Genomic DNA, 12,699 nt, shown 5'->3' with positions numbered 1-12,699 from the left:
CGTGGTGCACGTCAGCCGCAGAGCATGCCGTTCAGGGTGAACGACGTGGGTGCGGCGGCCGAGCCGCTGTGGCTCGCGTTGAAGCCGAGCTGGACGTTCCCGCCGGCCGGGATCGTCGCGTTCCACGGCGCGTTGGTGACCGTCACCACCTGACCGGACTGGGTGACCTGCGAGCTCCACGCCTGCTCGACCCGCTGGCCGGCGGGCAGCGTGAACCGCAGCGTCCAGCCGTCGACCGCGGTGGCGCCCCAGTTGCCGATGGTCACGTTGGCCGTGTAGCCCGTGTTCCACGCGTTGACCTGGTAGCTCACGCGGCACCCGGAGGGCACGGTCGTCGTCGCGGTGCCCGTCGGGGTCACCGACGGCGACGACGTCGGGGTGGGCGTGGGCGTGGGCGTGGGGGTGGGCGTCGGTGTCGGGGACGCGCTGTCCGTCGGGTGCGGGCTGCTCGTCGGCGACTGCGTGGGCGCGGGGCCGTCGAGGCCGAAGAAGTGGATCGCGGCGGCGGCGTCGACCGGCAGGTTGTGCGTCGTGTTCGCCAGCGAGTTCGCCTCGACGGGTGCCTGGTCACCCGTGCCGCCGTACCGCGTGCGCGTGACGACGCCGTTGACGCTGGTCGACGACGGCGTCGCGGAGACGCCGAGCACGTTCGTCCACTGCTCGACGGCCTCGCCGAAGTTGGCGTACGCGAGCGTCGTGTCCTGCGTGCCGTGCCACAGCTGCACGCGCGGGCGGGCGCCCGTGTAGCCGGGGTACGCCGCGCGCGCCAGGTCGCCCCACTGCTGGCCGGTGCGGTTGATGCGCCCCTGCGCGCAGTCGCTGTTCCACGGCGCCTGGCTCGTCGAGCCGGGCGGGGGAGAGGACGTCGAGAAGCACGTCGCCGGCACGCCCGCGAACGCGGCCCCCGCCGCGAAGATGTCGGGGTACGTCGCGAGCATCACCTGCGTCGTCATGGCGCCCGACGAGGTGCCCGTGACGAACACGCGCGACGCGTCGGTCGAGTAGGTGCGCTGCACGTAGCGGACCATGTTCGCGATGCTCGTCGGGTCGCTCCCGCCGTCGTGGCGCAGCGCCTGCGCGGACGACACGTCGAAGCACGCGCCCGGCCGGTCGGCCTGCGGGTACACGACGATGTAGCCGTACCGGTTCGCGAGCTCGTCGAACTGCGTGCCCGAGAACATCGCCTGGGCGCTGCCCGTGCAGTAGTGCACGACGACCAGGACCGGCGCGTTCGGCTTCACCGAGTCGGGGACGTACAGGTACATGCCGAGCCCGCCGGGGTTCTGGCCGAAGCTCGAGACCCGCACGAGCGAGGCGGCCTGGGCGGGTGGCGCGGTGGTGGTGGTGGAGACCAGGGCTCCCACCGTCGCGAGGCTGAGGGCGGCCAGCGCGGTGCCGGCCAGGGCGCGCAGGCGCCGGGACAAGGACGTCGACATCGATGACCCTTCCGTCGGGCGGACCCGCGTGCGCGCGTCCGCCCGGAAAGCGTCGTCCCGCCGCTCGACGAGCGACAACCCGGCGTCGGGCGATGAACCGTTTCGCCTCGACACCCGATGGGCCCGGGACGCACGGCCCGGCCGGGGCGGGACCGGGCCGACGCGCGTCGCGCGCTCGTCGCCGCGCCGGACGACCGCGCGCGATAGGTTCGGCGCAGGGAGTCGGGCCGCCCACGAGGCGCCGACGACCCGCACGTCCGGTCGATCGAAGGAGCCCGCCCGTGTCCGCACAGAACGCCGAGAAGACCCCCGCCGTCGTCACCGTGACGGGTGCGGCCGGGCAGATCGGGTACGCCCTGCTGTTCCGCATCGCGTCGGGCCAGCTCCTCGGGCCCCACACCCCGGTGCGGCTGCGTCTCCTCGAGGTCCCGCAGGCCGTGCGCGCCGCGGAGGGCACCGCCATGGAGCTCGACGACTGCGCGTTCCCGCTGCTCGCGGGCATCGACATCACCGACGACGTGCGTGCCGCGTTCGACGGCACGAACGTCGCACTGCTCGTCGGCGCGCGTCCGCGGACCGCCGGGATGGAGCGTGGCGACCTGCTGTCCGCCAACGGGGGGATCTTCGCGCCGCAGGGAGCCGCGATCAACGCCGGCGCGGCGGACGACGTCAAGGTGCTCGTCGTCGGCAACCCCGCGAACACCAACGCGTTCATCGCCGCCTCGCACGCGCCCGACGTGCCCGCCGAGCGGTTCACCGCGATGACCCGGCTCGACCACAACCGCGCGCTCGCGCAGCTCGCCGCGCGGACCGGACGGCGGGTCGACGAGATCCGCCACCTGACCATCTGGGGCAACCACTCCGCGACGCAGTTCCCCGACCTCACGCGCGCCACGGTGGCCGGCACGCCCGCGACGGACCTCGTCGACGCCGCGTGGGTGGCCGACACGTTCATCCCCACCGTCGCGAAGCGCGGTGCCGCCATCATCGAGGCGCGCGGCGCGTCGTCCGCGGCCTCGGCGGCGAACGCCGCGGTCGACCACGTCCGCACGTGGGTCGACGGCACCCCCGCCGACGACTGGACGTCGGCGGGCGTCGTCTCCGACGGCTCGTACGGCGTGCCCGAGGGGCTGATCTCGTCGTTCCCCGTGACCTCCGACGGCACGTCGTGGTCGATCGTGTCCGACCTGGAGCTCGACGCGGACTCGCGCGCGCGGCTCGACGCGTCGGTGGCCGAGCTCGTCGAGGAGCGCGAGGCGGTGCGCGCGCTCGGCCTCGTCTGACCGGGCCGTGCGGGTCGCGATCCGGGTCAGGCCGGGGGCGTCACGGACGCGCGTCGGCGGGTCGCACGCCGGCGCGCTCGTCGTCGCCGTGTCCGCCCGGGCCGTCGACGGCGCCGCGACCGAGGCCGCGCTCGCGGCGGTCGCGGACGCCTTCGGCGTGCGCCGCCGCCACGTCACGCTGGTGACGGGCACGACGAGCCGCGACAAGGTCGTCGACGTCGACGACGACGCGCTCGCCGACGCCCCGGCCCGCCTCACGGCACTCCTGAACCCCTGACACCCACCCCGGCCCGCGCGAGGTCGCGCGTCTCTCGGGAAGTCGCGCAGACGACTGCACGACCTCGCGAGAATCGCGCGACCTCACGAGGAATGACCCGGCGTCAGCGGAAGACGATGGTCCGGTGGCCGTCCAGCAGGACGCGGTGCTCGGCGTGCCAGCGCACCGCGCGGGCCAGCGCCCGGCGCTCGACGTCCTGCCCGAGCGCGACCAGGTCGTCGACCGACCGCGTGTGGTCCACGCGCTCCACGTCCTGCTCGATGATCGGCCCCTCGTCGAGGTCGCCCGTGACGTAGTGCGCGGTCGCGCCGATGAGCTTCACGCCCCGGTCGTGGGCCTGCGCGTACGGGCGCGCGCCCTTGAAGGACGGCAGGAACGAGTGGTGGATGTTGATGACGCGCCCGGCGAGCCTGCGGCACAGGTCGTCGGACAGGATCTGCATGTACCGGGCGAGCACGACGAGCTCGACGTCCAGCTCCTCGACGAGCTCCAGCAGGCGGGCCTCCGCGTCGGCCTTGGTGGCCGCGGTCACGGGCACGTGGTGGAACGGGATGCCGTAGAACTGCGCGAGCGGCTCGAGCACGGTGTGGTTCGACACGACGGCGACCAGGTCGACCGGCAGCTTCTCCGAGCGCTGGCGGAACGCGAGGTCGTTGAGGCAGTGCGCGGCCGTGGAGCCCATGACGAGCGTGCGGACCGGCCGGCCGGCGACGTCGAGCGACCACGTCATGTCGAAGGCCGCGCAGATGCGCTCGAGCGCCCCCGCGAGCTCGTCGTACGTCACCGCGGACGTGACCTGGACGCGCATGAAGAACAGACCGGTGAGCGCGTCCCCGAACTGCTGCGACTCCGTGATGTTCCCGCCGTGGTCCGCGAGCAGCCCCGCGACGGCGTGCACGATCCCGGGGCGGTCCGGGCACGAGAGGGTCAGGACCCAGTGGGTCTCTCCTGGGGTCGTCGGGCTCGCAGTGTGGGACACGAGTCCCGAGAGTAGTGCGCCGCGCCGCGCGGCTGACACGATGGCCGTATGACGGCCGACCTCGACATCCGCAAGGTGACCACCGACGACGCCGGCGAGCTGCTCACGCTGCGCCGCGCCGCGTTCGTCACCGAGGCGCAGCAGTACGGCGACCCGCACATCCCGCCGCTCACGCAGACGGTCGAGGAGCTCGTCGAGGACCTGCAGCGTCCGGACGTCGTGACGCTCGGGGGCTGGGACGGGCACCGGCTCGTCGGGTCGATCCGCGTGCTCATCGAGGACAAGAAGGCCACGCTCGGCCGGTTCGCGGTCGCGCCGGACCTGCAGGGCAAGGGGTTCGGGACCCAGCTGCTGCTCGCGATCCTGCCGTACCTGCCGGACGGCATCGAGGAGGTGTGGGTGTTCACGGGCCGCGACTCGGTGCAGAACATCGCGCTGTACGCGAAGCACGGCTACGAGCACCAGCACGACCAGACCGCGGGCGACCTGACCTACGCGTTCCTGCGCAAGACCCTGGTCGAGACCCCGGAGGACTGACCGCCACGTGAGCATCCCGACAGGGCCCGTCGTCGTCCCCGAGGCGGTCCACCGGCTCGTCGGCGACGCGCCGTTCGTCGCGGACCCGCCGGTGCACGCGGTGTGGCAGAACCTGGACGGCGGGACGACCTTCCACTCGCCGGTGCACGGCGTCTTCGTGAAGTGGGCGCCCGCGGGCACGCCGTTCGACCTCGCGGCCGAGGCCGAACGGTTGGTGTGGGCGGGGCGGTTCAGCCCTGTCCCCGAGGTCGTCACGCAGGGCGCCGACGACGAGGGCGCGTGGCTCGTGACGCGCGCGGTCCCGGGCCGCAGCGCGGTGGACCCGCTGTGGCTGGCGCGACCGCTCGACGCGGTGCGGGCCGTCGGGGCGGGCCTGCGCGCGCTGCACGACGCGCTGCCGGTCGTCGGCTGCCCGTTCTCGTGGTCGGTCGAGGACCGGCTCGGCCGGCTCGACGACCGGGACCGTGCCGCCGCGCTCGCCGAGGCGCCCCCGGTCGACCGGCTCGTGGTGTGCCACGGCGACGCGTGCGTGCCCAACACGCTGCTGTCCGACGACGGCGCGTGGCTCGCGCACGTCGACCTCGGCCGGCTCGGGGTGGCCGACCGTTGGGCGGACCTGGCGATCGCGACCTGGAGCACCGTGTGGAACTACGGCCCGGGCTACGAGGACGCGCTGCTCGACGCGTACGGCGTCGCGCCCGACCTCGAGCGCACCGCGTACTACCGCGCACTGTGGGGCAGCCCGCGCGTCTCGGCCTGGTAGGCGACGGCGGGGGCTCATCCAGTGACGGGCCCGTGCCGATGAAGCGGCGTGACCGAGGACCTCGCCGCGCCGCCGCGTCTCGCCGAGGACGACCGGCGCGAGCTGCTGCTGTCGTGGGCCGTCGCGGCAGACGCGCACGACGAGCTCGTCCTGTGCGACCTGCTCGTCGACGCGTCGGGCGGCACGGCGCAGCCCGTCACGTCCTGGCGCGCTCGCACCGCCGTGCTCCGCGGGGAGCCGGTGCGGGCCCTCGAGCTGCTCGGGCGTCGCGTCGACGAGACCGAGCTCGCGGTGCCGCGCGAGCCCGACGACGTCACCGCGCTCGTCGCGCTGGCGACGCTCGGCGACCGGCGCGCGCTGCCCCTGCTGGTGCGTGCGGGGCAGGTCCCGGGGACGACCCGTGCGGCCCACCTGTACCTGCTGGCGCTCGCCGCCGAGTACTCCGGCCGGGCGGATCTGGCGACCGACGCGTGGTGCGCGCTCGCGGACCAGGGCACGGACACCCCTCTGGTGCTGGGCCGCGCCGCGGCGGGCATGGTCGCGCGCCGGGACCGGACGGACGCGGACCGCGCCGCCGACGAGGTGTACGCGGCCGCGCTCCTCCTGCGCGGCGGCTCGCCGTCGCCGTGGCGTGACCCGGCCGCTCTCGAGCACGCCGCGACCGTGCTGCAGGACTCGGGTGACCCGGCCGGTGCCACGCTGCTCGCGTGCGCCGTGCGCCAGGTGTGCCCGCCGGGCGCTCCGCTCGAGGAGGTCGTGCGGCGGCTGCGGCCCCGGCGCAACCGGTGGGCGTCGCTCGCCCCGTGGCTCGTCGCGCTCCCCATGCTCGCCTTCGGGGTCCTCGGGCTGGTCGCGGGCTGGTACCTGGGCGGGATGCTGCAGCGGGCCTGGCGGCGGATCCCGTCGTGGTCGTTCGAGGACGAGCGGCTGTGGTTCGGCATCCGCGCGCAGTCCTACGACGTCGCGCGCGGTCGTCCGCGGACGTCCACGCTGCGCCCGCTGGACGTGCTCGGCGCGGTGCTCGGTGCGGCGGTCGGGACCGGGCTCGCGGCGGGTGTGGCGGGTGCGGTGCCGCTGAGCACCGAGACGGGCGCCTCGACGGCCCTCGCGGTCGTCGTGTGGACGACCGGCGTCCTCGGAGGGCTCGCCGCGGGCGCCCTCGGCGGGGAGGCGGTGCACCGCGCGCGTGACCGACGCGGGCTCCTCGCGGGCCTCGAGGTCGACCTCGCCGTGACGCGTCGCGTGCTCGCGACGTGCCGCTGCTGGTCCACCCAGTCGCTCGTCGGTGTCGCCGCCGCCGCGTACGCCGAGGGGCACCTGCGCCCCGCCGGGTACCCGGACGCGGGGCTCGACCGGCCCGGCACGGTGTTGCTGTGCGAGCTCTCCGGGGCCCGGTGGCTCGCGACGTGGACCGCTTCGGGGCGGTCCGCGCTGCTCCTGCGCGGGGTGCCGCGCCAGGACGATGTCGTCGAGCCGGTGGCCACCGGCCTCTACCTGTGAACCGGCGTCACTCGCCGCGGTAGGCCGCCTCGAGCGCGGCGATGTCGAGCTTCTTCTGCGTGAGCATCACCTGCGTGGCGCGGGCGGCGCCCTCGGGGTCGGCGTCGGGGGACAGCGTGAGCTCCATGAGGCGCGTGGGCACCACCTGCCAGGACAGGCCGAACCGGTCGGTGAGCCAGCCGCACGCGACCTCCTGCCCTCCGCCCGTGAGCAGCGCGTCCCAGTAGTGGTCGATCTCGGCCTGGTCGGCGCAGTCGACGACGAACGAGAACGCGGCGTTGAGCTGCAACGACGGCCCGGCCGAGATCGCGTCGACGCGCTGGCCGTCGAGCTCGAACGTGACGACGAACGGCGCGCCCTTGGTGACGCCGGGCATGTCCGCGGGCGCGCGCACGACGTTGAGGATGCGGGAGTTCGGGAACACCGAGACGTAGAACTCGGCGGCCTCGAGCGCGTTGTCGGAGTACCAGAGGTGCGGGTGGACGATGCCCATGGTCGTGCTCCTTCGTGGTGCGTGCTGTCGGGGTGGGTGTGCTGGTGGTGGTGCGCTGGTGGTGTGCTGGTGGTGGTGTGCTGGTGGTGGTGCGGCCGGTCAGGCCGCGACGATCGCGTCGAGGCGCGCGTAGCCCTCGGTGAGGCCGCGCTCCATGTCGCTCGCGACCATGCCGTCGCGTGCCTCGACCGTGGGGTAGACGGAGTGGATCTCGAGGCGCGTACGACCGTCGCCCAGGTCGACGAAGCGCAGGGTCTCGATCGACACGACGTCGGGGAACCCGAGGAACTCGAACGTCTGGATCGCGAGCTCGTCGGTGCGCACGGTGTGGAACGTGCCGCGGAACGCGTACGTCTCGCCGTCGGGCTCGGTCTGCTGGAAGCTCCAGCGCCCGCCGGAGACGAAGTCCCACTCGGTGACGTCGGTGCCGAGCCCGTCGGGGCCCATCCACCGCGCGACGAGCGCCGGGTCGGCGTGGGCGGCGAACAGACGGGACACGGGCGCGTCGAACTCGCGGGTGATGTCGATGAAGGGGACGCCGGCGGGTGCGTCGACGTGCACGGGGTGGGTCATGGCGGATCCTCCCGCTGGGCGGGGTCCTGCGCGAGCAGCGCGTCGAGGGACCGGAACCTGCGCTCGTGGACCAGTCGGTACCGGTCGATCCACGCGGTGAGACGCTCGAGCGCCTCGGGGGCCAGGTGCACGGGCCGGCGCTGGGCGTCGCGCGTGCGGGTGACGAGTCCGGCCTGCTCCAGCACGTGGATGTGCTTGGAGACCGCCTGCAGCGAGATGGCGTGCGGCTCGGCGAGCTCGTTGACGGTAGCGGGGCCGCGCGACAGCCGCGCGACGATCTGGCGGCGCACGGGGTCGGCCAGGGCCAGGAAGGCCCGGTCGAGCCGCTCGTCGTCCTCCGCCACGGTGTCCTCACGGCCGGCTCTCGTCGGCCGTCGTCCCTCCAGTTCGAGTATTCAACCTACAAGTTGAATAGGACGCTACGCCCGGCCGGACCGGACCGCAAGGGGTGCGGTGGGGTCGGTTTCGCGCTCCTGTGCCGGCAGGGGGGCCTCGACGGTGCGCACCGTGCCGCGACGGGCGAGCGCGGGGTGGCCCAGGGCGACGCCCGCGAGCACGACGAGCGCGCCGGCGGCCTGCTGGAGGGCGAGCCGCTCGTGCGCGACGAGCAGGCCCAGCGCCAGGCCGGCCACCGGGTTGAGCAGGCCGACGAGGCCCACGGTGCCGGCCGGGAGGCGACGCAGGCCCGCGAACCACGCGAGGTAGGCGAGCGCGGTCGCCGCGACCGAGAGGAACGCCAGCCCGGCCCACGCGGGTGCGTCGAGGTGCGGGGGAGCGCCCTCGACGACGAGCGCGGCCCCCAGCAGCGTGGACCCGCCGGCGACGAGCTGCCACGCGGTCGACGAGACCACGTCCACGTCGTCGTCGCGCCACCGCTGCGCGAGCACGAACCCGACGCTCGACATGAGCATCGCGGACACCGAGGCGACCAGCCCGCGCGCGTCGAGCGACGTCCCGCCCGTGAGCACCATGGCACCCACCCCGACGAGCCCCAGCACGCCTCCTGCGACCGCCGGCAGAGCCGGCCGCTGCGCGACCAGGGCCCACGCCACCAGCATCATCACCAGGGGCGAGGTCGCCATGACGGTCGCCGCGACGCTCGTCGGGAGCAGCTGGGCGGCGACGTACACGAGGACGAAGAACGCGCCCATGGTGAGGGTCCCGAGCACGAGCGAGCGCCACCACCACGCACCGCGGGGCAGGCGGCGCGCGACGAGCAGGAGCACGAGGCCGGCGGGCAGCGCGCGCAGCGCGGAGCCCCACAGCGGCGAGTCCGCGGGCAGCAGGTGCCGGGTGACGTAGTAGCTCGCACCCCAGGTGAGCGGCGCGTAGGCGGTGAGCGCCATGAGCCGCAGATTGCCTTCCATGGAAGACAATATATCTTGCCCGGAAGATAGTGTGGGGCGGTGCCCACCACACCTCCACCCGACCGGCTCGACCTGATCCAGGCCGCCTGGCGGCGCGAGCGCCCCGACCTGGACCCGTCGCCGCAGGGCGTCATCGGTCGCCTGCACCGCGTCGCCGGGCACCTGACCGACGAGCTCGTCGCCGTGTACCGGCAGCACGGGCTCTCGGAAGGTGACTTCGACGTCCTCGCGACGCTCCGCCGCGCGGGCGAGCCGTTCGAGCGGACCGCGGGCGACCTGGCCGCCAACACCCTCGTCACCTCCGGCGGCATGACCAAGCGCATCGACCGGCTCGAGCGCGCCGGGCTCGTCTCGCGTCGCGTGTCCGACGACGACGCGCGTGCCCGCCTCGTCGCGCTCACCCCGGCCGGCCGCGAGCTGATCGACGCCGCGTTCACCGACCACATGGCGAACGAGCACCGCCTGCTGGCGGCCCTCGACCCCCGCGACGCCGCCACGCTGGCCCGCATCCTGCGCACCTGGCTCACCCACCTCGAACCCCCACCCACCCCCTGACCGCGCGCCGCAGCAGGGATCGACGAGCGCGCGCAGCGCGTGGGAAAGGCGGTGGGTGGTCGCGCCGGGGTTGGTACCCTGGGCGCGTCGTGACTGGCGCAACGGGTGGGTCACCACCGGGGAGCGACGCAGCAGCTGGACCACGGGGTCGGACGCCTGGGCCCTCGGTCGCCTCATCACCGGACCGTCCGTGTGCGTGGCGCCGAGCGCGCCCGCACCTGACTGCGACAGGAGCAGCCGCATGAGCGACAACGTGCTCGACCAGAACATCGCCGACCTCGACCCCGAGATCGCCGCCGTCCTCGACGGTGAGCTCGCGCGCCAGCAGGGCACGCTCGAGATGATCGCGAGCGAGAACTTCGTCCCGCTCGCCGTCCTGCAGGCGCAGGGCTCCGTGCTGACGAACAAGTACGCCGAGGGCTACCCGGGCCGCCGCTACTACGGCGGCTGCGAGCAGGTCGACATCGCCGAGAACATCGCGATCGAGCGCGCGAAGGCGCTGTTCGGCGCGCAGTTCGCGAACGTCCAGCCGCACTCGGGCGCGACCGCGAACGCCGCCGTGCTGCACGCGATCGCCCGCCCCGGCGACACGATCCTCGGCCTCGCCCTCGACCAGGGCGGCCACCTCACGCACGGCATGAAGATCAACTTCTCGGGCCGGCTGTACGACGTCGTCGCGTACGGCGTCGACGAGACGACCTCGCTGGTCGACATGGACGAGGTCCGCCGCCTCGCCGTCGAGCACAAGCCCAAGGTCATCATCGCGGGCTGGTCGGCGTACCCGCGTCAGCTCGACTTCGCGGCATTTCGCGCGATCGCCGACGAGGTGGGCGCGTACCTGTGGGTCGACATGGCGCACTTCGCGGGCCTCGTCGCGGCGGGCGTGCACCCCTCCCCGGTGCCGCACGCGCACGTGGTGTCCTCGACCGTGCACAAGACGATCGGCGGCCCCCGTTCGGGCTTCATCCTGACCAACGACCCGGACCTCGCGAAGAAGATCAACTCCGCGGTGTTCCCGGGCCAGCAGGGCGGTCCGCTCATGCACGTCATCGCGGCCAAGGCCGTGGCGTTCAAGGTCGCCGGCTCGCCCGAGTTCCGTGACCGCCAGGAGCGCACGGTCCGCGGCGCCGCGATCATCGCCGAGCGGCTCACGCAGGCCGACGTCGCGGCGGCCGGCATCACCGTCCGGTCGGGCGGCACCGACGTGCACCTCGTGCTCGTCGACCTGCGCGACGCGGCGATCGACGGCAAGCAGGCGGAGGACCTCCTGCACGAGGCCGGCATCACGGTGAACCGCAACGCCGTCCCGAACGACCCGCGCCCGCCGATGGTCACCTCGGGCCTGCGCATCGGCACGCCCGCGCTCGCGACGCGCGGCTTCGGCGACGTCGAGTTCACCGAGGTCGCGGACATCATCGCGACCGCGCTGGTCGGCGGCGAGCAGGCGGACCTGGCGGCGCTGCAGGCGCGCGTCGCCACGCTCACCGCCGAGTTCCCGCTGTACCCGACGCTCAAGCAGTACTGAGCATGACGGCCCAGATCCTCGACGGGACCGCCACCGCGGCGGCCATCAAGGCGGAGCTCGCGCAGCGCGTCGCGGCGCTCGCCGCGCGTGGCGTGACCCCCGGCCTCGGCACGCTGCTCGTCGGCGACGACCCGGGCAGCCGGTGGTACGTCGCGGGCAAGCACCGGGACTGCGCCGAGGTCGGCATCGCCTCCATCCAGGAGGAGCTGCCGGGCGACGCGACGCAGGAGGACATCGAGGCGGCGGTGCGCCGGCTCAACGAGAACCCGGCGTGCACCGGCTTCATCGTCCAGCTGCCGCTGCCGAAGGGCATCGACACGCACCGCGTGCTCGAGCTCGTCGACCCGGAGAAGGACGCCGACGGCCTGCACCCGACGAACCTCGGTCGCCTGGTCCTGCGGGTCAACGAGCCGATCACGAGCCCGCTGCCGTGCACGCCGCGCGGCATCGTCGAGCTGGTCGAGCGGCACGGGATCTCGCTGCACGGGGCGGACGTCGTCGTCGTCGGACGCGGTGTCACCGTCGGCCGGTCGATCGGTCTGCTCCTGACGCGCCGGGCCGTCAACGCGACCGTCACGCTGACCCACACGGGCACCGACGACCTCGCGGAGCACACGCGCAACGCCGACGTGGTCGTCGCCGCGGCGGGCGTGCCCGGGATCATCACGCCGGACATCGTCAAGCCGGGCGCGGTCGTGGTCGACGTGGGCGTCTCGCGGGCGACCGACCCGGAGACCGGCAGGTCGCGGGTCGTGGGGGACGTCCACCCGGGCGTCAAGGAGATCGCCGCCTGGGTCTCGCCGAACCCGGGCGGGGTCGGCCCCATGACGCGGGCGATGCTGCTGAGCAACGTCGTCGAGACCGCCGAGCGGCTCGCCGGCTGACGACGCGTGCGAGAGCCCCGACCGGTCGCCGGTCGGGGCTCTCGCACGTCCGTGCGACGAGCACTGCGGAACGCCCACGCGCCCGGCCGCCGCGGCCCTACGCTGCGACCAGGTCGCCCGCGTCCGTGGGCGCGACGAAGGGACGTGCGATGGCGCGCAGTTTCGGACCCTCGGCGAAGGTCCTCGTGTGGGGCGTGGCGATGCTCGTCCTCGGTGCCCTGGCGAGCGTGTGGGGCTGGCTGTCACAGATCGCGCAGGCGTCCCGCGGGTACGTCGACACCGACGGGACCACCGCGCTCGTCGTGCTCGGCATCGTCGCGGCGCTGATCGGGCTGGTGGTCACGCTCGCGGGCGTCTGGCAGCTCGCGACGAACGTCGACATCGCGGCGCTCGCCGCGCAGGAGGCCGCGGCCCAGGTCGAGCGTGACCAGGAGCGGGCGGAGCGCTCGTACGCCGAGGCCGCACGCGACGTCGAGGAGCGCTGGAAGAACCGGCTCGCGGACGAGTCGGGGCGCGACGACTGACGA

15 protein-coding genes and 1 riboswitch are annotated in these 12,699 nt (G+C 74.1%); of the genes, 9 read left to right on the top strand and 6 right to left on the bottom strand.

The window, feature by feature from the left end; translation table 11 throughout:
- Window positions 1-11 precede the first annotated feature (11 nt).
- Window positions 12-1,436: a PHB depolymerase family esterase gene (locus CBP52_RS08850; protein ID WP_094182288.1), complete on the bottom strand. Its 1,425-nt coding sequence runs from the start codon at window positions 1,434-1,436 to the stop codon at window positions 12-14.
- Between the two features lie 281 nt (window positions 1,437-1,717).
- Between CBP52_RS08850 and CBP52_RS08845 the strand changes: the two genes are divergently transcribed.
- Together CBP52_RS08845 and CBP52_RS08840 are read left to right on the top strand one after the other, a co-directional pair.
- On the top strand, window positions 1,718-2,719 hold the full coding sequence (locus tag CBP52_RS08845) for a malate dehydrogenase (RefSeq protein WP_094180633.1): 1,002 nt from the start codon (window positions 1,718-1,720) through the stop codon (window positions 2,717-2,719).
- 7 nt (window positions 2,720-2,726) lie between these two features.
- Window positions 2,727-2,996 carry a DUF167 domain-containing protein gene (locus CBP52_RS08840; RefSeq protein WP_094180632.1) on the top strand — a complete coding sequence of 90 codons (270 nt, stop codon included), beginning with the start codon at window positions 2,727-2,729 and terminating at the stop codon, window positions 2,994-2,996.
- A gap of 103 nt (window positions 2,997-3,099) precedes the next feature.
- Here the strand turns inward: CBP52_RS08840 and purU are convergent, their stop codons facing one another.
- Window positions 3,100-3,975, bottom strand: a complete 876-nt coding sequence (gene purU / locus CBP52_RS08835) for a formyltetrahydrofolate deformylase (RefSeq protein WP_094180631.1) — start codon at window positions 3,973-3,975, stop codon at window positions 3,100-3,102.
- Window positions 3,976-4,023: 48 nt separating this feature from the next.
- On the opposite strand from purU, the gene CBP52_RS08830 reads away from it, so the two are divergent.
- The 3 genes from CBP52_RS08830 to CBP52_RS08820 are packed head-to-tail and all read left to right on the top strand — an operon-like array spanning window position 4,024 to window position 6,775.
- Window positions 4,024-4,512, top strand: coding sequence for a GNAT family N-acetyltransferase (locus CBP52_RS08830; protein ID WP_094180630.1), 489 nt, complete (start codon window positions 4,024-4,026; stop codon window positions 4,510-4,512).
- A gap of 7 nt (window positions 4,513-4,519) precedes the next feature.
- The gene (locus tag CBP52_RS08825) at window positions 4,520-5,275 is read left to right on the top strand and encodes an aminoglycoside 3'-phosphotransferase (RefSeq protein ID WP_094180629.1); all 756 of its coding nucleotides are present in this window, start codon (window positions 4,520-4,522) and stop codon (window positions 5,273-5,275) included.
- Between the two features lie 48 nt (window positions 5,276-5,323).
- Window positions 5,324-6,775 (top strand): hypothetical protein, encoded by a 1,452-nt coding sequence (locus CBP52_RS08820; RefSeq protein ID WP_094180628.1) that lies wholly within the window; start codon window positions 5,324-5,326, stop codon window positions 6,773-6,775.
- Window positions 6,776-6,782: 7 nt separating this feature from the next.
- On the opposite strand, the gene CBP52_RS08815 is transcribed toward CBP52_RS08820, so the two are convergent.
- The 4 genes from CBP52_RS08815 to CBP52_RS08800 form a co-directional block, all read right to left on the bottom strand.
- Window positions 6,783-7,268, bottom strand: coding sequence for a VOC family protein (locus tag CBP52_RS08815; RefSeq protein ID WP_094180627.1), 486 nt, complete (start codon window positions 7,266-7,268; stop codon window positions 6,783-6,785).
- Between the two features lie 99 nt (window positions 7,269-7,367).
- Window positions 7,368-7,841, bottom strand: a complete 474-nt coding sequence (locus CBP52_RS08810) for an SRPBCC family protein (RefSeq protein ID WP_094180626.1) — start codon at window positions 7,839-7,841, stop codon at window positions 7,368-7,370.
- Window positions 7,838-8,185 (bottom strand): helix-turn-helix transcriptional regulator, encoded by a 348-nt coding sequence (locus tag CBP52_RS08805; protein WP_094180625.1) that lies wholly within the window; start codon window positions 8,183-8,185, stop codon window positions 7,838-7,840. The genes CBP52_RS08810 and CBP52_RS08805 overlap by 4 nt, the downstream gene beginning before the upstream one ends.
- 75 nt (window positions 8,186-8,260) lie before the next feature.
- Window positions 8,261-9,208, bottom strand: coding sequence for a DMT family transporter (locus CBP52_RS08800; protein WP_198303424.1), 948 nt, complete (start codon window positions 9,206-9,208; stop codon window positions 8,261-8,263).
- A 39-nt stretch (window positions 9,209-9,247) separates the two neighbouring features.
- Here CBP52_RS08800 and CBP52_RS08795 point away from each other — a divergent pair, with 39 nt between their 5' ends.
- The 4 genes from CBP52_RS08795 to CBP52_RS08780 all read left to right on the top strand — a co-directional run bounded on the left by CBP52_RS08795 (window position 9,248) and on the right by CBP52_RS08780 (window position 12,696).
- Window positions 9,248-9,763 (top strand): MarR family winged helix-turn-helix transcriptional regulator, encoded by a 516-nt coding sequence (locus CBP52_RS08795; protein WP_094180624.1) that lies wholly within the window; start codon window positions 9,248-9,250, stop codon window positions 9,761-9,763.
- 79 nt (window positions 9,764-9,842) lie between these two features.
- Window positions 9,843-9,932: riboswitch (ZMP/ZTP riboswitch) on the top strand.
- A 72-nt stretch (window positions 9,933-10,004) separates the two neighbouring features.
- Complete coding sequence (gene glyA / locus CBP52_RS08790; RefSeq protein WP_094180623.1) at window positions 10,005-11,288, top strand: serine hydroxymethyltransferase; 1,284 nt, start codon at window positions 10,005-10,007, stop codon at window positions 11,286-11,288.
- A gap of 2 nt (window positions 11,289-11,290) precedes the next feature.
- Window positions 11,291-12,172 carry a bifunctional methylenetetrahydrofolate dehydrogenase/methenyltetrahydrofolate cyclohydrolase gene (locus tag CBP52_RS08785; protein WP_094180622.1) on the top strand — a complete coding sequence of 294 codons (882 nt, stop codon included), beginning with the start codon at window positions 11,291-11,293 and terminating at the stop codon, window positions 12,170-12,172.
- 149 nt (window positions 12,173-12,321) lie between these two features.
- Window positions 12,322-12,696: a hypothetical protein gene (locus CBP52_RS08780; protein ID WP_157732553.1), complete on the top strand. Its 375-nt coding sequence runs from the start codon at window positions 12,322-12,324 to the stop codon at window positions 12,694-12,696.
- Window positions 12,697-12,699: the final 3 nt, after the last annotated feature.

Source organism: Cellulomonas sp. PSBB021, from assembly GCF_002240455.1.
Classification (GTDB): domain Bacteria; phylum Actinomycetota; class Actinomycetes; order Actinomycetales; family Cellulomonadaceae; genus Cellulomonas; species Cellulomonas uda.
Note: the sequence above shows the minus strand (reverse complement) of the source record. Positions and strands in the feature narration are given on the sequence as shown.

What these genes read in the sequence shown, in the direction of transcription:
- CBP52_RS08800 (WP_198303424.1), bottom strand. Translation starts at nt 9,208, where the DNA reads ATGGAAGGCAATCTGCGGCTCATGGCGCTCACCGCCTACGCGCCGCTC.
- CBP52_RS08850 (WP_094182288.1), bottom strand. Translation starts at nt 1,436, where the DNA reads ATGTCGACGTCCTTGTCCCGGCGCCTGCGCGCCCTGGCCGGCACCGCG.
- CBP52_RS08810 (WP_094180626.1), bottom strand. Translation starts at nt 7,841, where the DNA reads ATGACCCACCCCGTGCACGTCGACGCACCCGCCGGCGTCCCCTTCATC.
- CBP52_RS08830 (WP_094180630.1), top strand. Translation starts at nt 4,024, where the DNA reads ATGACGGCCGACCTCGACATCCGCAAGGTGACCACCGACGACGCCGGC.
- CBP52_RS08780 (WP_157732553.1), top strand. Translation starts at nt 12,322, where the DNA reads ATGGCGCGCAGTTTCGGACCCTCGGCGAAGGTCCTCGTGTGGGGCGTG.
- CBP52_RS08815 (WP_094180627.1), bottom strand. Translation starts at nt 7,268, where the DNA reads ATGGGCATCGTCCACCCGCACCTCTGGTACTCCGACAACGCGCTCGAG.
- CBP52_RS08785 (WP_094180622.1), top strand. Translation starts at nt 11,291, where the DNA reads ATGACGGCCCAGATCCTCGACGGGACCGCCACCGCGGCGGCCATCAAG.
- glyA (WP_094180623.1), top strand. Translation starts at nt 10,005, where the DNA reads ATGAGCGACAACGTGCTCGACCAGAACATCGCCGACCTCGACCCCGAG.